Raw genomic sequence first — 18,505 nt, 5'->3', positions numbered from 1 at the left:
GGAAAATTAGTTCAAAATATCCGCTCCCAAAAACTTGTCGTCCTTATTATAATACCACTTTCGGGTCTTTGGCATTTGAATACCATTTACGGTTTCGAGGTCTTCCAAAAGAATGTATTCGCCATCATTTTTAGATTCATCATGATAGAACTGATAGACCTCCATGGCATAGGTTTTCGGGTCAAAATAGAAGTACCAAATGTCCTCACCGACTTCAGCTTCGTAAGTGGCCTTTAGCACCAAGTACTCTTTCCCTTTAAAAGTTCGTTTTTCTACCTTTTCATCCAGTACGGTGCCCGGGTCCTTTAACTTCATGGGCAAGCCGTAGAGATAGGTGTAGTAATCGCGGTACATGGCAGCGCGGTCACAACTTAACCGCAATCGCTCTTTGTCTGATTCAGCTATTGTCGTACTTCCGTTCAGTTCAATACGACAGCTATCTTTTTGGAGGGAATACGTATATCTGTCCTGGTCTTTGGTGACTTGTAGTGAAAAGGCTTCCTTGGCAAAATCCAACCCAATTTCACTGGTGCGATTACTTGATTTTGGGGTCTGCATGGTGACTGTAAAATCGCCTTTAAAATTGATCCAATTTCCATTTGGGTCATGAAAGGCGATTGCTTTGTCCAAAAGTTGGGGACCCGTTGGGTCTTGTGAGAAACCTGAGAAAGTAACTAGAAGAATTGGTAGCAGTAAAAAAGTACGAATCATTTGGTATCCCTCGGTTTTATACGAGCAGGTTCTATGGAACTATCGTGTTCCACATAGAACTTCTCCATTAATTTCATAATAGCCTTGATCAAGTCCCTGCTTTCGGTCAAGAGGGAGAAGTACAAACGTGTATTCTTTGGACTGGATTCCTCGGTACGGGTTCGAGAGACTTGTTCCTCGATTTTTTTGTCCACTAATTTCATCAAAGAATCACGAGTCGCTAAAACTGGCGCAAAATTTTCGAAGGTTCGATTGGAAAAGATTTCAGCAGCATCCTCAAACAGTTTTTCAAGGTGGTTATCCAAATCCTTGAGTTCCTTTATTTGAGTGTACTTCAACTTTTTATGGTTGTTGTTTACGTGGGTGAAGCCATTTCTCGAAATCAACTCAAGGGATTGTGAAAGGTCTTCCAACAAACCAAGAATCGAGATGTAAAAATTACTTGCGCCTCCAACACTGGATTCGTCCAGGTTTTTAATGAAGTAAAAAATGTTATTTTGAAGGCCTTCAATTTCCTTTGACATTTTGGAAACCCCTTTGTTGTTCTTTTTCAGGGCCTCTAAATCATGTCGTGCCAAACCATTAATGGCGCCTGTGTAGATTTTATTACTACGCTTGATCATTTTACCAATGTTATCAGCGCTCTCCTCGATAACCCCTTGAATAGATTGACTTTCAGCTCGGCGAAGACTATCCTCTGCCTTAATCTCCTTGGTTTTGCGATTGTGGGTCATATAATTTCGCAGTAACAGCACCGCCGCTAGAATTAAAAGAATCACTACGGCTACAACACCACCTAGATGAATGATATATGCAATTACTGCGGCCGCAGTAAAAGCGGAGATTGCAGTAAAGAACCAGCCCCCAATTACATTTAAAACACCAGCGACACGGTATACTGCGCTTTCTGCTCCCCAGGCTCGATCCGCCAAAGATGTACCCATGGCAACCATAAAGGTTACGTAAGTGGTCGATAGTGGCAGTTTCATTGAAGTGGCAATAGAAATCAAAACACTGGCTACCATCAAATTGACGGCTGCACGGACCAAATCAAATGCAGGTAAATCTTGCGCTTTGCTTTTTGGTACGTATTTGTATGGCATTTCAAATTGCGCATCTATTCTTTTGGATAGTGAAGGTGGCACGATGCCCCCGACATTCTCTGCCGCCTTTACACTGAATTTTACGATTTGTCGTGAAAGGAAATTGGGCTGAAACCGTTCCTCACCTTCATCTTGTCTAGATAGATCAACACTTGTTTTTACAACACTTTTTGCCTTTGATGAAAACCAAAGTGTGATGACCATTATAGCTCCAGAAAGTAATAGCAGTAATGTGGGAGTGCGAACGGCACCTGCCAATCCCTGCATATTGAAATCGGCAGCGGCAATACCTGAACCCTGCCAATCTTGGTAGGACTGAAGTGCGGCAATAGGCACACCTATAAAGTTTACCAAATCGTTACCGGCAAAGGCCATTGCAAGTGCAAATGTTCCTATAACAATAACAACCCTATAAATATTCCATTTAAAAAAGAGGGAGAATGCCCAAGAAATCAAAGTCCAAAGGAGCACATTACCCAGAAGAAAAAGTGCAGTTGATTGCGCGATGAAATCCAATAGTAAACCGTCAAAAAGATTGGCGCTTTTTAGTCCTTTAATTAAAATGAAATAGATGATTGCCGTAATGGCCAATCCTCCAAAAACGGATTCAATCCATTTTGGTTTTTCCTCAAACTTAAACGATATCAATACCCTAGAAATAAACTGAACGAGAGCGCCAATTGTAAAAGCTATGACTACAGAAAGTAAAATTCCAATAATGATTTGGGTAGCTTTTTCAGTGTTTATGTAGTCTGAGAGATTTGATAGGCTCCCATCCATGGCTGTAATCTTCACCAATGAAATTGCCACTGCGGCACCCAGTAATTCAAACACAATGGACACAGTGGTTGAAGTCGGCATACCCAACGTATTAAAAAAATCGAGAAGCAAAATATCGGTGATCATCACCGCCATGAAAATAATCATGATTTCGGCAAAGACGAATTCTGAGGGATTGAATATTCCCTTTCGGGCTACTTCCATCATTCCACTTGAGGACATTGCCCCTAATGCAATACCCAAACTTGCAACAATCATAATTGTTCGAAATGAAATAGCCTTTGAACCTATGGCAGAATTCAAGAAGTTAACGGCATCATTACTAACGCCTACGACAAGGTCTGTTATCGCCAAAATGGCCAAAGCGATGACCATGAATAGGTAAATGTTCTCTCCCATGTTAACGATTGAAAGTACGCAAAAATGAGACTATAAATCCTTCAAAAGGTTAAAATAAGGTTATGAAACATCTGGAATACAAGGATTTCCCAAGCGTAAAAAATGGAGCACAACTTGGATGTAATGAGTTTATAAGGTTGTAGAAAATATTTTATCGTTTCATTCGTTAATTTAATGTAAATTAAACGTATATTTATTGTAACATTTAAGTTAATCTGTCGCGTTATGAAAGCAACTATCTCTTTACTTCTCTGTTTGCTAGTCAGTTCACTTGGTTTTTCCCAAAAGAAAGAGGAAATAAAGCACAACCAAGAAACCAATCTAATTGATGCGGTTTATTATCATGACAACGGTGAGATAAGTCAACAAGGAACCTTTGATTTAGAAGGGAAGTTACACGGAGAGTGGATAAGCTTTAACGAAAAAGGTGAAGAGGTTTCTCGCGGGCTTTATAACAATGGTAAACGTGTAGGGACTTGGTTTTTCCGAGTTCAAGATGGTATCAAAGAGGTGCAATTTGATAAAACCGGAATTGTAAGTGTTGTAAACCGAGAAGGTAGCTCGGGCGTGGCCATTAAAAACTAGCGTTTTCTAAAAAATCGTCAAGTGAATCACTGACGTGAATTAAAATAAATCCTTTCTTTAGATTCGGCTGAATTTTCTTCTGCAGATGCGGTTACAACAATGCCAGTTGTTGTAATGGAAAGTGGCTTCATTTCACGGGCAATTCTCAAAGTCTTTCCAGCTTCTATTTTCACAGGCACTTCAATTCGCTCATAACCCAAAGCAGTAATAATAAGGGTATAATCACCACTTTCTATATTGGCCAACTCAAAATTACCATGAAAATTAGACTGTGTCTCAAATGAACTGTTCTTTAGAGTGATGTTTGCAAAAAGCAAGGGTTCACCGTTCATTTGGCTATCAAGCACTTGTCCAGTGATATGACCATTTTTCTGGCCCATTGCTGTTACTCCGATTAAGAGTACTAGAAAAAATAGAATCTTTTGCAAGCTTGTATTTTTTAATCGGGGCAAAGAAAGGATTCAAAGGTTAACTAACGGTTATCCCTAGGTTAACATAGAACTACCAAACACTTCTTAACCTTACCGCTGATTTCAATAGTCGGACATAGAAGACGTATCTTACGCCAAATTTTCACTGTATGAATTGGGGACAACTTCTTTCCTTAAAACGATATGGGGATACCGAGAAAAGGGAGCGCCACAAACAGGATGAAACCCGCATGGGCTTTGATGTTGATTACGATCGCATTTTGTTTTCATCTCCTTTCAGAAGTTTACAAGACAAAACCCAGGTAATGCCCTTGCCTGTGAACATGGCCGCAAAAAAGAACTTTGTGCATTCAAGATTGACCCATAGTTTAGAAGTTTCGGTTGTGGCTCGAAGTTTAGGTAGACGGGTTGGGCTTCAAATACTGCATAAATATCCCGAATTGGCAAATCAGGGTTTTCATTTCAATGATTTTGGTGCCATAACAGCTGCAGCTTCCTTAGCTCACGATATAGGGAATCCACCTTTTGGTCACAGTGGCGAAAAAGCTATAGGTTCCTATTTTAAAAATGGTAACGGTAACCGGTTCAAATCTGAATTGAGTACCAAGCAATATCAGGATTTGGCTGAATTCGAAGGGAACGCAAATGGTTTTAAACTTTTGGTTGAATCTAAAGCGGGTATTCCGGGTGGCAATCGTTTAAGTTACGCCACCCTTGGGGCTTTTTTGAAGTATCCAAAAGCTTCTTTCCCAAAAAAACCTACCTCTGATGTTTCCGATAAAAAGTTTGGATTTTTTCAATCACAACAAGAGTTTTTTTTGGAATTAGCCGAAGATTTGGGACTCGAACGAAAGTCTGGAGAAGGTATTCGATATAGAAGACATCCGCTTGCCTTTTTAGTTGAAGCTGCGGACGATATTTGTTATACCATAATTGATTTTGAGGATGGAATTAATTTGGGTCTGATATCAGAGGACTATGCCTTGGAGTACTTGATTAATCTTGTTAAGGATACAATTAATATTAAAAAGTTCAATCAAATTAAAGGAGGTCAGGAACGATTGGCATATTTAAGGGCCATGGCTATTGGTAATTTGATAAATGATACCTGTTCCATTTTCCTATCGAATGAAGAAGAAATTTTAAAAGGTGATTTTGAAGTTTCGCTTTTAAAGCATAGTAAATACAAAGCCCAGACAGACGATATCATCAAATTATGCATTGACAAGGTTTACCGTTCAGATGAGGTTGTTGAGAAAGAACTGGCAGGTTATCGTATCCTTAAAAACTTGTTGGACGCTTCAACCAATACGTTGATGAATTTCTCAAATGAAGAAACCAACCAATACGATGAATTACTGCTGCAGACTTTGGGTCTTGAACCATTGGGCAAGGATTGTAGCACCTATGATATTTTGCTAACTGCAGCCACTTTTGTCGCGGGTTTATCCGATAGTGCAGCAGTACATCTTAATGGTATGATTAGTGGTAATCGAATTTAGAATTTGTAGACAAAACCTACACCCAGTAGCTGTTTAAATTGGATTCTGGGAGTACCAGGGGTTGTGACCGTACCATCTTCAGCGACCACTTCATCAAACTTGATATCATCATCGTAGATAAGATGAGTGCCAATATTTGCATTTACATATTGATTGACTTTTAGGGTAAAGTTCATTTCCCAATCAAAATCTACATTGCCAAAACTTCTTATGTAATCGGTATACAAAGTCAACCGATGGTTCATCAGAATGTTTTTTAGAATTTCCTTTTCCCAGCTATTTGTGACCAAAAAACCCAGTTCGGTAAAGGTTTTTTCTCCACGTTGTACACCAAAGGCTCCTTGGTTTGACAAGGTTTCGTCCAATACAAAAGTTGATTTTTGAGTCAATGGTGATACGTATAGAATAAATTTTTTATCCTTGGGTTCAAAGGTGACCCCTCCCCCAAGAAAGAGATATCCTGGCGCCATGAATCTAGAAATAGGGATTTCTTCAGGAAATCGAAAACCATCAGAAAACTGTGTATTAAAATTCAATTTAGCAGAGGCATACCAAGGGGTTACTGAATCTTTTCGATATCCAAAAACGGAAGAGAATTTGATGAAGTCATCTGTTTTTCGCAACCCTTGCCCTTCTTGTATATTGATTCCGTAACGCAATCGAAGTTCATTTGCCCAAGTTATGTTGCCAAACTTGTAATTGCGTGCTAAGTTTAGATTCGCAAGTCCTGAAATTGAGTTTTCACCACCTGCATTCCAGTTAACAAAGGCTACTTCGTTTATGTTGAGACTAAATTGGTTTTGACTTTCCCATAAAGAAAAAGGCGTAATCTTTTTGTACTTTTTCACAAGGGTTTTTGGTTTGACCAAAAGTACTTCTGGGGTAAGGTCTTTAAGCCCCCTACTTACAATTTTGGCTTTCTTTTGAGGCCATCGAATAACTATGGTGTCTGTTTGGGTGGCATTGGTTTGATCAAAAACACTATCCCTTTCTTGAATTTGAGCGAACAATGAGGTTGGTGACAAGTTCAAAAAGGCCGAAAGAAAAAATAACTTTAGAATGTGCGCTTTAAATAGTCTCAAGATATTCGAGAATGCTTTTTTTGTTAAGTCCACAAATTTCGTGTAATTCCTGAATTGTTCCGTGTTCAATGAACCTATCTACGATAGCAAATCGTTTTAAGATGCCACGATACTGTTTTTGATTCGCGTATTCCATGATTTCACTTCCAAATCCTCCTTTTTCGGAACCATCCTCAACTGTAATTAAATATTCATAGTTATCAAAAATGCCATCTAGCAAAGTATAGTCCAAAGGTTTTACAAAACGCATATTATAATGCCCATAAAGGCTTGGGTCCTTAACTTCTATCAATACTTCGCTTACCATATTGCCAATTGGACCAAAAGTCAGAAATGCGACCTTACTTCCTTGGTTAAGGATTTCTCCCTTTCCAATTTCAATTTTAGAGAATGGTTGCTTCCATTCAATGGTTACCCCTCGTCCTCGAGGATAACGTATGGCGATAGGTTGTTTTAAACCCAATTGTGCCGAGTACATGATATTTCTAAGTTCCACCTCGTTTAAAGGTGAAAAAATTATCAAATTCGGAATGCATCTCAGAAAGGCAATATCGAAAACACCATGATGTGTAGGACCGTCTTGACCGACTAAACCTGCCCGGTCCAAACAGAAAACAACAGGAAGATTTTGCAGGGCGACGTCATGAATAACCTGGTCATAACCACGTTGTAAAAAAGTAGAGTAGATGTTACAGAATGGAATAAGGCCTTCAGCTGCCATACCAGCCGCTAAGGTAACTGCATGTTGTTCTGCAATTCCTACATCAAATGCACGATCGGGAAATTTTTCCATCATAAATTTCAAAGAACTTCCTGTTGGCATGGCTGGGGTAATCCCAACAATGTTTTCATTCTTTTCGGCAAGTTCAACAATTGTGTGACCAAAGACATCCTGAAATTTTGGAGGTAATCCTTCAGCATTTTTTGGATATTTTTCTCCTGTGACCACATCGAATTTACCAGGGGCATGATACGAGACTTGATCTTCTTCCGCATTCTTAAGTCCCTTGCCCTTGGTGGTTATTACATGAAGTAATCGCGGGCCTTTTAGTTGTCTTTGCCTTTTTAATTCCGCAATTAAAGTATCAAGGTTATGACCATCAATCGGACCAGAATAGTTGATGTTAAGGCATTCAAAGATGTTTTCTTCTTTAGCAGTACCTTTTTTGACATTGGTCAGATACTTCTTTAATGCTCCAACGCTTGGGTCTATACCAATGGCATTATCGTTAAGAATGATAAGTACATTGGCATCGGTCTCCCCAAGATGATTCAATGCTTCAAATGCCATTCCACTCGCAATTGAAGCATCTCCAATTACAGCTATGTGATTTAGATTCGGATGATTTTTGAGTTTGGAAGCGATTGCCATTCCTAAAATCGCAGAAATAGAGGTTGAGCTATGTCCTGTTCCAAAATCATCATATTCACTCTCACTTCGCTTTGGGAAACCACTGATTCCACCAAGCTGCCTGTTGGTTTCAAAAATATCCTTTCTACCGGTCAAAATCTTATGAACGTACGCTTGATGTCCAACATCCCAGATGAGTTTGTCTTTAGGAGTATTAAAGACGTAATGAAGTGCTATGCTCAATTCAACTACACCAAGACTTGCACCTAAATGACCTTCTTTGGTAGCCACAATGTTGATAATAAAGTCACGGAGTTCCAAAGCCAAATGGGGCAATTCAGAGACCGGAATTTTCTTCAAGTCTTTTGGGGAGTCGATATTTTGGAGTAACGCGTGCATGCGAACCTCAAAAATACTTTAAATCATCCTTTGCGGCCAATTACCCATTTAAGGGTATTGCGGATTTGTGGCGTTAAAAATTACCTTGCCTTCCCTGAATTTGAATTTTAACTATCAAATAGTTACCGTCTTAATTTAGGATGAATAAGGATTTTTGTGGCGCTTAGGTCAGAGTACTTTAATCGGTAAAAAATGTTCTTATTGGAGTAAATTTTGTTGCTTATGGCTATAATGATTAATTTACGATTTGAACTGCGACATTTTTGTGGTAATTCAATATCTCCCCCCAAATTAGAATCCTTAAAAAAGGTATCACTTTGTGCATACCCATTAGGGTTATTTTAAGTCATTAACACGGACAAACATTTTTGAAAATGAAAAAAACTATACTCTTATTTTTTATTCCGATTTTGGGTTTGGCCCAATTAGGAACTGGCTTGGAAATTGACGATGAGGGTTATGCGAACATACCCTTGAAAGCACGTAACGTTGGATATCAAGGAACCAGTTTTGATAATGACAAGGTTTCCTTGCGTCAATATGCTCCAGCAATTAAAAACCAAGGAGGTGCCGGAACATGTGTTGGCTGGGCGACAGCCTATTATGCTCAGACCATAAGTTTTGCAAGGGATAATGAGATTATTGATAATGCAACCATTTCAGATTTGGCTTTTTCTCCACTCTATTTATATAGAAGTGTAAAGTTGCAAGAAGATACGGCATGTGAAAGGGGAATAGGAATACCCACCGCATTGCAAACTCTTAAAGAAACAGGTTCGGTTTATTTTAAAGATTTTCCTCATTTATGTGCAAACCGGATTCCTGATAGTGTACACTCCAAAACTCAGGGATATAAGTTAAAAGAGTTCACTAAACTTTTTCATAACAAAGAGAGCTTCTTGAGTAGGGTCCGTCAAACACGAAAAGCTTTAGCAGAAGGTAAACCTGTGGTTATGGGAATGAAAGTTAAAAACTCGTTTCTTTCAGCAAAAGTGGTTTACGAACCGGATACTATACCTTATGGTAATCACGCAATGACTGTTATTGGTTATGATGATAATAAATTTGGACCTGGTGAAGGAGCATTCGAAATAATCAATAGTTGGGGTGAAGATTGGGGCAATGATGGATATATGTGGATTCGCTATCCTGACTATGGTAAAGAAGTCTATTATGGTTTTGAATTGGTATTTGAAGAAATACCTCAAGTAGATGAAATTGTAAAAAATAAGTTGTCCGCTTCATTAGAACTTGAAAGTTTTGGTTTTCCGATTGAAGTTGCTCAGCGGTCCAGTACTGTTGGGGGCTTAGGTTATCGTCAATCAACTGTTTACAATGATGAAGGTGCCGGCGTAGTTGATTACGTTACCAAAGATGAGTATGAAATGAAAACACAATATTTTATAAGGGCCAATATCAATCAACCTGCATATGTGTACGTCTTAGGTGCTGATGTTAAACATCCAGTATCAAGATTGTTCCCGGTAAATGATTCTATAAGCTCTTATGTAAGTTCTGGCGACGCTTCGGTTTTGATACCTGGTATGAATGATAAGAATCAGATGGGTAGATTCGAGCTCAATACCAATGATGTGCAATCAGATTATACCATTGCCATAGTTTCCTTGGAAGAACTTGATATACAATCGGTCAAAGAAAAAGTTGATGCAATGGATGGTCCAATTGTTGACCGTTTCTATACTGTTCTTCAAGAAAAACTGATTGCCAAAGAAGACATGGTTTTAAAAAATGATATTCTTGGCTTTGATGCTGAATTTGAAGAGGGTTCAGCAGCCATTTTATCATTGGATATTAGACGTAGTGATTTTCAAGAAGATAAAATAGAAGATGAATAGCCACCACTTCATATTGGTTTTATTCTTGATGTTTTTTTGTTGTAAAGGGCAAGAGCCTGAAAGTAGAAAGCAGCAGCTACTAAAGGTATCGACTGAACTAGCGGCTTCTAAAGACTCGATTATCCCATCGGACAAAAAAAGTGAAACCAAAGATTTAAAGGATAGTGTAATTCTTAAGACGAAGGAGCAACAGGTTGAAAAGAGGGTTGATACTGCTAAGACAATCATTAGAGTTAAAGATTCGGTATTGGTAAAGCAGTCAGATTCAACCCTGATTTGGTCGGTTGAGCAGGTATCATTTTTTGAAACAGTAGATAAAGTACTGTTATTTCATGTACGAACTACGGATATAGGTTCGAGAAAATTAGATCTTGATTCAGAACTGAGTGAAGATTCAAAAAAAGCCTTTATTAAGGCACTACTTAGCTCTTCAAGCTTTCCAGCAAAAGAAAATGATGATTTTTCAAGTACAAAAGAAGTATTTGAGCCTTTATACCAAATTCTTCTCGAAGGAGAAGAAGAAAAGTTAACATTGCTAATTGACCCAAGTAGCCAAAACATGTTAGTTGCAAGTCTGAATAATCGAAAGAAATATAAGATTACAGACAAGCTGAGCGAGTTAATCGAAACTTTTAAAGCGAAGAAATGAAGAAGAAATTTGCGACAGTCTTGATTTCCCTATTTGGAAGTATAGGTTTTGTTTTTAGTCAACAGAATTATCAAGAAACAACCTATCAGACCATTAAATTCGAAAATATTCTTCAATTAGACGAATTGTGCCCAAGGTCAAATACGGGACCTGGATTCAATTCAAATTTTGATAAAATCACAGAAGGGGAGGCAAGAAGAATAATCGATGATTTTCTTGATGAATTAAGTATCGGGGCGAGATTTAATATTCGGGAATGTGCAGAAAAAGCAGGGAATAATGCCTTGGCAAATATTTATGTTGACAAAAATGGTAGGCGATTAAAATATATTGTTTACAATCAAGAATGGTTGACAAATTTGGCTTCAGAAAACCAAAGTAAATATGCGGCTTATTTTGTTCTGGCACATGAAATTGGGCATTTGGTTAATGGTCATAGAGAAGAGTATGATGGAAGTAACAAGGGTATTGAAATACAAGCCGATGAATATGCCGGTAAGACATTGGCAAGATATGGAGCAAGTTTAGATGAAACCTTAATTGCTGTAAGGGCTATTGAAAAATTGGTTACTCCTAGTTGGGCAAGCCATCCTGGGCGTATCGCGCGAATGGAGGCAGCTTTTGAAGGTTGGTTTAAAGTTGTTGACGATAACCCAACCAGAATTGCTAAAAACCAAGCAGCAATAGATAAATTCCACCTAGAAATCAAGGGTTTAAAACAACAATTGATAGATGCAAAAAGAAAGAAAATAGAAGAAGCAGAACGTGAGCGATTGCGTAAAGAAGAGGAACTCAAGGCCAAGATTGCACAAGAAAAAGCAGATAAAGAGGCATTGATTGCCCAACAGAAGGAACAACAGCGTTTAGAAGATATGCGCAAGGCAAAAATTGCGCAGGAAAAAGCTGAAGAAAAAGCTAGATTGGCCCTTGAAGAGAAACGCAAAAAGGAACAGGACGCAGTTGAAGGAATTCTAAAGCGCTATTTTAACGCTTTGGGTGGCTTAACCAAAATTAATGGTATAGAACAAATGACCTACATAGAAAATACCACTAGGTCAAGTGAACCAGGATTTACCTATCGTTATTCCTATGAGCAAAAGTCGCCTTTTCATTTGATCATCTTAGATAAGAGCACGGATAGAAAATCAAAGCTCCACTATCAAATTTTAAGGGATACGTTGTACTATAAATATCCAAATAAAAGTAGTTGGAAGGCGGGAATGCATCCTAATGAACAAATGAATGAGGTTGAGTTTAGAAATTTTATAGGTTCCAGTACGGGTGACTTTTTAGAGGATTTTAATCTATTTGCAAGCCCTGGACTAGTCTCAATAAAAGATACCTTAGAGTTCAATGGGGTCCGTTGTTATCAACTTGAGGTGAAGGAAAAAAAGGTTAAAGAAACTCTGGACAAAAACCGAACTGGTTTTTTATCTCGTGTTCAACAAAGTAGGTATTACCGTGTGGATAATGGCTTATTGGAAGGTACGGAACTGAAGAATGAAATTAAGAAATTCAAAAAGGGAAAAATTGTCTACAACCAGCTTACAAAAACAATAATCAAGAATGGTGAGTATCGAGATGTTGATGGTGTGAAATTCCCCCACAACTATAAAATTGAGATTGTAACAACGCGAGATTCGAAAGTGCTGGAAGCAAGTATTGTTACCAAAAAAGTTGAAGGACTAAGTTTTGAAACTAGAACACAAACACAACCCTAATAAATACTATTAACTTAAGTCATTGCCAATTAAAGGTCTAAAACTTAATAAATCAAACTTACTTTTATTTAAGGACACTTTACGCTGTATGCTGTTCTCAGCGGTAATTCTATTTACGATGTTCGGTATTACAAGGTTGGTCAATTTTGGCGCCTTTGATCTTTATCGACTGGCTTTTAAAGAGTTTAGTTTTTTGGATACCTACTATGCAGAAAAGCTTAATTCTGATGAGCAAAAGATTAGCCAAAGCATTGTTTTGGTAAATGTGCAACACCAAAGTCGAGCTCAATTGGCAAATCTTATTGAATTGGTACAACAACAAAAACCAAAAGTTATTGGTGTTGACGTGATTTTCGATCATGAAAAAGAACCCATTACAGATGAAAAGCTATGGGAGGCTTTGCAACCAGAAAACGTAATTTCTGCCTTCGCCATTCAGAACAGACAGTTCGTTAAAAACGACCCTAAACTAGGAGTTTTTAGACATAAATTAGGATATGCCAACTTTAATTTTGACAGTTACAATGCTGTAATACGGACTTTTCAAGCCAAAAAAATATTTGATGGGTTTGAATTTAGTTCTTTTCCCCATCGGGTGGCGCAACATTTCTTAGGAAGACAACGAAAAATAGAATGGAAAAATATTAGCGATAAAAGCATTCCAATAAATTACAGTGGCGGAAGGCAGTACTTTCTAACCTTCGATGCTGATGAAATTTTGGAAAGTAAATCCTTGCCCGTTCTGGCAAATAAAATCGTTTTATTAGGCTACTTGGGTACCCCAACAGGTAATGTTTATGATATCGAAGACAAACATTTTACCCCTTTAAACCAAGAATTTGTAGGGAAATCTGCCCCAGACACCTTTGGCTTGGTTATTCACGCTAATATTATTGAAATGTTGGTTGAGCAAAAACGATTAATACAAGTTCCAGTTTGGGTATTGCTGTTGGTAGGTTTTGTGCTCACTTTTGTTGCAATTTCATATTTTATTAAATTGAATAAGAGAAGAATAGAACGATATATGCTGGTTAGAAAACTGACACAATTATGTTTTACCATATTTTTTGTGATACTAGCTTTGTGGTTGCTATCGAACAATATCTATTTTAAGATTACAGAACTTATTTGGTACACAGTTTTGAGTATTGAATGCATATGGGCCTACAAAATTTTATCTAATTACATGAAAAATAAATTCGGATGGGAAAGCTACTTTTTTCAAGATTAATGATTTTAACCTGTCTATTATTGTCTTTGATTGTTAAGGGTCAAGAAGACAGTTACTATGTGTTTCACGTAACAGGTGAACCAATGTTGAATGATTCTTTAGTGTTGGCTAAAGGAATGTTCGTAGCAAAGGATAATTTTTTAACACTTGGCGAAAATGATGAACTGCTATTATCTGATCAAAATGGGGCTCTTTATGAAATAAAGAAGAAGGTAACCTTGCCTTATGGTCGTATTGCACATTACAAGAAGAAAGAGGTCCAAGAAAATGGTGTTGTCAAGTATCTAAAATTTGTTTGGAAAAAACTTTGGGAGAAGCGGAGCAATGACAATGTCGGGGTTGTATTCAGGGCATCGAACTCAACAATACCCTTGTACCCTTTGGACAGTGTTTCTGTTTTCGGAAAAGAATTGAATTTTTCATGGAAACCGACCCAAGATGGCGGAAGGCACTATTTCTATTTGCAGCAGGCAGGTTCAGAACAAATGTTAAAATTAGCAACTAATGGTACTTATTTGGAATTGCCAATTGGGGGTGACCTTTTGGAAAATGGTAAGGAATATCAATGGGCCATTTCTTCCGATGATAACCAAGAAGCTGCTTATCTTGAGTTCCTCTCCTTTGACTTAATGAATCAAGAGGACTTTGAAACTCGTATGAAAGAATATAAACCATTAATTGCCGAGTTCGAAGCTTTAGGTGTTTCTGAAGAGATCATAAAGGAAAGTCTTTGTCGTGATTTAAATTTCTGTTTCGATTGACAAAAAATAAAGCAACCAAAAAAGAGAAGCGAAAACGTAGGCGCATTTTATTAATCAAAGATGCGCTTTTTTGCACTTTGTTGTCCTTACTCACATTCGCCCTATTTTCATCAATACTCTTTTCAATATCCTATTTTAACCCTCTACTTCATTCTTTTAAGGACTTTAGTTTTTTGGATGCTTACTATCAGGTCTTTAATTCCAATGGCGATAAGACAAATGAAAATTTGGTTTTGGTAAACATTGAAGATCTGAATAGAGAAGAAATTGCCAATCTTATTGAGATTATAAATAAAACCAATCCTGCTTTAATAGGAGTGGATATCGTATTTAGGCAAGATGGTAATTCAGAAACAACAGAAAAACTGAAATCACAATTATCGAAACAAAATGTGATTCGTGCTTCCATTTTGTCAGACAGTCTAAAAAGTGTGGTTTCAGATGATAATACCACATCGGGTTATGTGAATTTGACTACTGCTGAAGCAACGGGCATTATTAGATCTTTTGTAGGTATAACGGAAAGTAAAGGTACAAGGCAATATGCTTTTGCGGCCCAGTTAGTTCGAAAATGGAATAGTGGGCAAATTTGGAATACAAACGGGCTTGAACGTAAACTCAAAGAAAGAAAGCGAATTAAATTCTATGGTAACTTTCAATCGTTTAGCCATCTTAATGCAAGGACTATCTTGCAAGGCAAGCACCTAGATAAATTAAAAGGAAAATTGGTTATTGTTGGATACATGGGATTCCCAACAGGTAATCCATATGACGTTGAGGATAAGCATTTTACTCCATTAAATCAACATCCACTTGGCAAGGGAATTCCAGATATGTACGGTATAACCATACATGCAAATATTGCAAACATGCTCTTGAACGATGATTTCTTTTTAGAATTGAGCATGTTTGAAAAAGGGATATTGATTTTTCTATTTAGTTACATGGTCAGCATTTATTTTCTACGGTTGGATAGAAAGCTTAAAATCAGCTATAGAACAGTTCGAAAATTGGTCCTGTTCGTTTTTGCGTTTTGTTTTGTTGGAATATGTCTTTGGCTATTTCAAAACAACGTAGCCTTAGAACCAACAATTATCATAATAATGACCATCTACACGGCTGGATTTGTAAAATACTACAAACATCTGATTCGATATTTGAAGACGAAGTTCGAATTTAAAAGTTATATCAAGTAATCCCATTAAAATACCTATTACAAGGTATTGCATTGCAGAAAAGCTTGAAATAGGTTTGTATGGTTCAGTTTGTAGATAATTCGTGTATCTGAAGGAAATATTTTGCCGAGAGTGTGAGTTGGCAATATCTTTTGCCCGATATTTATGCTTCCCCCCAAAAGTAGATAGTTTCAACCTGTCATCCAACCTAGTTCGTAGAATGGAATACTATTTTCGTCTTTCACTCAAATACTTCCAATTAGGAACGTTTTTGATGATAAGTACCTTTATCACAGCCCAATCGGCATTGGGTTATGATAACTTTGCACCAATGCTGTCAAGTCTTGACAATCCGGCACATCTGGGTTATAGTCGTTCCCAGGGCGAATTAGGTGTTTCTTTTAACTATTTTTCTTCCGATACCCAACTGGCACCTTCTTTAGGTGGTTTTAACTTAAGTCCCGATCATATTTTTAATGTAATGGGGTTCTCTTCAAATTTAGGAGATAATGCACTGCAAACCGTTGCAAGAGAGCAAGGCGCTAATGTTCAATTTTCAGCCCAGATTTCAGGTTTTAAATCAATAAAGGATGATTTCGCAATCGGATTAGCATTGAAGCAAAGGGCCAGTATGAATTTTGTGAATTATGATCGTGAATTATGGAGTGGATTGGCGAAAGGTTTTGGCACGAATGACTTTGCATTTACCCTCGCAAATTTTAATGCAGTCGCGCATTATTGGCAAGAGTATGCACTTTCAGCTTCAGCTGCTTTTCGAAGTGAGGAATTGTTTTCATTTAAAGTCGGAGGTTCACTTAAATTAACAAGGGGACTGGGTTATGTTCAAATGGAAAATACTGGTAATAATCTCACCGAATTATCAGGAAGTTTTAATGGTCAGAACAACAACCTCACGCTAAATTCGGGTAGTTTCGCCTACCTCCAGACATTTAGCGAAAATAACCCAAAAGTTGGCGATTTCTTAAAAAATGAGAAGAGTAAACTTGGTGTTGCTGGTGATTTTGGGGTATCAATGGAGTTTCGTACCGAAAGAAGTTCTTATAGTGGTGCACGAGCTAAAAATGAAAAAGCGGTCAACAAGTATGTTGCAAAAATATCAGCCTCTATACTGGATTTAGGGCGCCTGAATTACGAAGACAAATTTGGAAAAGATACGATAACAATATCGGGACCAACCATTATTGATGTACCAAGCGTAACAACGGATAGTAACAATTTTAATAATTCGACCAACCTCATTCAACGTTTGGAACAGATAAGTGCCACAAACCCAAATGTAACCTACGATGCTGAACAAAATGGGGGTCAACTTTGGGTGGTATTACCTACTGCCTTGTTTGTTGAAGCGGATGTCAAGTTAGAAAAGAATGTCTATTTCAATGCAAGCTACAGAAGAAGTTTCCTGACAAGCAATACAACTTTGGAAACTACTAGGGTGCCTACCCTAATACAATTCTCACCAAGATATGAAAGACAAGAAATATCTGGGTATTTCGTCATTTCCTACGATCAAGACCGAAAGGCCTTGGGAGTGGGTGTAGGGGGAAGGTTTAGGTTTGCAAGGGGAGGAACAGGAGTTCCTGGCCTAAAAAAAGTCAAGAGTCAGGCAGGAGCAATAGTACTTCGTCCATGGTATGAAGACTGGGACGATGCCTATTATAAAAATTCGCGAAGCGATCGTAATAGAAGACGTAATAAAAGAAGGAGGTAATTAAAAACAGAAATGTGATGAGAAAAAAGATTGCAATCATTTTTGTAGTTACTGTCTTTGGAACAGTAAACTTTTTATTTGGTCAAGATTGTACTGCAGTTGTTTTTGGAGATGGAAACTTAGAAACGTTTTTATTAGACCCTACCAATTCAAATAACATCAGGGATATTAATGGCGACCCTGTTGATCTTGATCCACTAGGTACAGGTTCTGTGTGTGCTGAAGAAGCTGAGTTGGTTGCCTTTCTAAGTCTTTCGGGAGCAAATCCTGACAATGAACCGGTAATTAATACTACAGGAATTGGCATCACTTCACTGGTTGGTTTGGAAGCATTTACTAATCTTCGTTTTTTATATGCACAAAACAACCCGATAATCAATATTGATTTAAGGGCAAATTTGGAATTAATTGATTTTAGAGGCTTTGACGGTAATACTGGAAATGGAATAGGAACTATTCAAACAGTTGATTTAAGAGGGTTGACTAATCTGGAGGTTGTAGGACTCAATAATAACGTTATTAATAGTCTATTACTTGAAAATAATTCTGCTTTGCGAATATTAAATTTTTCCAATAATCAGTTATCTGGAGATTTTGATTTTTCACTTTTCGACACCCAATTAGTGCTTACTGGGGCCCTAGCCCTAGGAAGTAATCCTGGGCCATTTTGTATAGAAGTCTCTGACAAGGTTAATGCAGATACTAGGGTAGCGAATGGTGACTGGTTCGTTGGAGCTTTTGATGAAACTATTTTTCAAGATACCCCATGTAATGGAGTGCCCTTGGCCACCATAGCAGCGACGGATGCTGACGCGGTTGAGAACCCAGCTGACCCCGGTACCTTTACGGTGACCCTTGACCAGGCGAACAACAGTGGAGGCGACATCTTTGTGAACTATACGGTAGGTGGCACGGCCACGGAGGGCACGGACTACACCACATTGGTAGGCTCGGTCACGATAGCCAACGGAGCGACCACGGGCACGGTGAGCATCGACCCTTTGGACGATGCACTTGTGGAGGGTCCCGAGACGGTG

General features: G+C 38.0%; 15 protein-coding genes. 10 read left to right on the top strand and 5 right to left on the bottom strand.

What is annotated here, in order from left to right:
* Positions 1–6: 6 nt before the first annotated feature.
* Positions 7–711, bottom strand: a complete 705-nt coding sequence (locus tag HCU67_RS03535; protein ID WP_168551202.1) for a DUF6503 family protein — start codon at positions 709–711, stop codon at positions 7–9.
* Positions 708–2,993 (bottom strand): inorganic phosphate transporter, encoded by a 2,286-nt coding sequence (locus tag HCU67_RS03530; RefSeq protein ID WP_168551201.1) that lies wholly within the window; start codon positions 2,991–2,993, stop codon positions 708–710. The genes HCU67_RS03535 and HCU67_RS03530 overlap by 4 nt, the downstream gene beginning before the upstream one ends.
* 225 nt (positions 2,994–3,218) lie before the next feature.
* Here HCU67_RS03530 and HCU67_RS03525 point away from each other — a divergent pair, with 225 nt between their 5' ends.
* Positions 3,219–3,578, top strand: a complete 360-nt coding sequence (locus HCU67_RS03525; protein WP_210423615.1) for a toxin-antitoxin system YwqK family antitoxin — start codon at positions 3,219–3,221, stop codon at positions 3,576–3,578.
* A 26-nt stretch (positions 3,579–3,604) separates the two neighbouring features.
* Here HCU67_RS03525 and HCU67_RS03520 read toward each other — a convergent pair whose 3' ends face one another.
* Complete coding sequence (locus HCU67_RS03520) at positions 3,605–4,006, bottom strand: carboxypeptidase-like regulatory domain-containing protein (RefSeq protein WP_168551200.1); 402 nt, start codon at positions 4,004–4,006, stop codon at positions 3,605–3,607.
* 152 nt (positions 4,007–4,158) lie between these two features.
* Between HCU67_RS03520 and dgt the strand changes: the two genes are divergently transcribed.
* Positions 4,159–5,511, top strand: coding sequence for a dGTP triphosphohydrolase (gene dgt / locus HCU67_RS03515; RefSeq protein WP_168551199.1), 1,353 nt, complete (start codon positions 4,159–4,161; stop codon positions 5,509–5,511).
* On the opposite strand, the gene HCU67_RS03510 is transcribed toward dgt, so the two are convergent.
* Positions 5,508–6,593 carry a DUF3078 domain-containing protein gene (locus HCU67_RS03510; RefSeq protein ID WP_246865694.1) on the bottom strand — a complete coding sequence of 362 codons (1,086 nt, stop codon included), beginning with the start codon at positions 6,591–6,593 and terminating at the stop codon, positions 5,508–5,510. The genes dgt and HCU67_RS03510 overlap by 4 nt on opposite strands.
* Positions 6,580–8,343, bottom strand: coding sequence for a 1-deoxy-D-xylulose-5-phosphate synthase (locus HCU67_RS03505; RefSeq protein ID WP_168551198.1), 1,764 nt, complete (start codon positions 8,341–8,343; stop codon positions 6,580–6,582). The genes HCU67_RS03510 and HCU67_RS03505 overlap by 14 nt, the downstream gene beginning before the upstream one ends.
* 374 nt (positions 8,344–8,717) lie before the next feature.
* On the opposite strand from HCU67_RS03505, the gene HCU67_RS03500 reads away from it, so the two are divergent.
* From HCU67_RS03500 to HCU67_RS03465, 8 genes are all read left to right on the top strand, one after another.
* Positions 8,718–10,199 (top strand): C1 family peptidase, encoded by a 1,482-nt coding sequence (locus HCU67_RS03500; protein WP_168551197.1) that lies wholly within the window; start codon positions 8,718–8,720, stop codon positions 10,197–10,199.
* Positions 10,192–10,848, top strand: coding sequence for a hypothetical protein (locus tag HCU67_RS03495; protein WP_168551196.1), 657 nt, complete (start codon positions 10,192–10,194; stop codon positions 10,846–10,848). The genes HCU67_RS03500 and HCU67_RS03495 overlap by 8 nt, the downstream gene beginning before the upstream one ends.
* On the top strand, positions 10,845–12,569 hold the full coding sequence (locus tag HCU67_RS03490; RefSeq protein ID WP_168551195.1) for a hypothetical protein: 1,725 nt from the start codon (positions 10,845–10,847) through the stop codon (positions 12,567–12,569). Before HCU67_RS03495 ends, HCU67_RS03490 begins: the two co-directional genes overlap by 4 nt.
* A gap of 88 nt (positions 12,570–12,657) precedes the next feature.
* Positions 12,658–13,800 (top strand): CHASE2 domain-containing protein, encoded by a 1,143-nt coding sequence (locus tag HCU67_RS03485; protein WP_210423614.1) that lies wholly within the window; start codon positions 12,658–12,660, stop codon positions 13,798–13,800.
* Positions 13,773–14,561: a hypothetical protein gene (locus HCU67_RS03480; RefSeq protein ID WP_168551193.1), complete on the top strand. Its 789-nt coding sequence runs from the start codon at positions 13,773–13,775 to the stop codon at positions 14,559–14,561. Before HCU67_RS03485 ends, HCU67_RS03480 begins: the two co-directional genes overlap by 28 nt.
* A complete protein-coding gene (locus HCU67_RS03475; RefSeq protein ID WP_168551192.1) occupies positions 14,558–15,757 on the top strand; it encodes a CHASE2 domain-containing protein in 1,200 nt (399 codons plus the stop codon). Before HCU67_RS03480 ends, HCU67_RS03475 begins: the two co-directional genes overlap by 4 nt.
* Positions 15,758–15,956: 199 nt before the next feature.
* A complete protein-coding gene (locus HCU67_RS03470) occupies positions 15,957–17,468 on the top strand; it encodes a hypothetical protein (protein WP_168551191.1) in 1,512 nt (503 codons plus the stop codon).
* 17 nt (positions 17,469–17,485) lie between these two features.
* Positions 17,486–18,505 (top strand): Calx-beta domain-containing protein (locus tag HCU67_RS03465; protein WP_168551190.1); only part of this gene is annotated, 1,020 nt, incomplete at its 3' end.

The organism is Croceivirga thetidis (genome assembly GCF_012272815.1).
Taxonomy (GTDB): Bacteria; Bacteroidota; Bacteroidia; order Flavobacteriales; family Flavobacteriaceae; genus Croceivirga; species Croceivirga thetidis.
The sequence above is the reverse complement of the archived record's forward strand: the minus strand, read 5'-3'. Positions and strand labels throughout refer to the sequence as shown.

Bases quoted from the DNA above. Each gene is read 5' to 3' on its own strand.
- HCU67_RS03535 (WP_168551202.1), bottom strand. From the start codon at position 711: ATGATTCGTACTTTTTTACTGCTACCAATTCTTCTAGTTACTTTCTCA.
- HCU67_RS03530 (WP_168551201.1), bottom strand. From the start codon at position 2,993: ATGGGAGAGAACATTTACCTATTCATGGTCATCGCTTTGGCCATTTTG.
- HCU67_RS03525 (WP_210423615.1), top strand. From the start codon at position 3,219: ATGAAAGCAACTATCTCTTTACTTCTCTGTTTGCTAGTCAGTTCACTT.
- dgt (WP_168551199.1), top strand. From the start codon at position 4,159: ATGAATTGGGGACAACTTCTTTCCTTAAAACGATATGGGGATACCGAG.
- HCU67_RS03505 (WP_168551198.1), bottom strand. From the start codon at position 8,343: ATGCACGCGTTACTCCAAAATATCGACTCCCCAAAAGACTTGAAGAAA.
- HCU67_RS03500 (WP_168551197.1), top strand. From the start codon at position 8,718: ATGAAAAAAACTATACTCTTATTTTTTATTCCGATTTTGGGTTTGGCC.
- HCU67_RS03495 (WP_168551196.1), top strand. From the start codon at position 10,192: ATGAATAGCCACCACTTCATATTGGTTTTATTCTTGATGTTTTTTTGT.
- HCU67_RS03490 (WP_168551195.1), top strand. From the start codon at position 10,845: ATGAAGAAGAAATTTGCGACAGTCTTGATTTCCCTATTTGGAAGTATA.
- HCU67_RS03485 (WP_210423614.1), top strand. From the start codon at position 12,658: ATGCTGTTCTCAGCGGTAATTCTATTTACGATGTTCGGTATTACAAGG.
- HCU67_RS03480 (WP_168551193.1), top strand. From the start codon at position 13,773: ATGGGAAAGCTACTTTTTTCAAGATTAATGATTTTAACCTGTCTATTA.
- HCU67_RS03470 (WP_168551191.1), top strand. From the start codon at position 15,957: ATGGAATACTATTTTCGTCTTTCACTCAAATACTTCCAATTAGGAACG.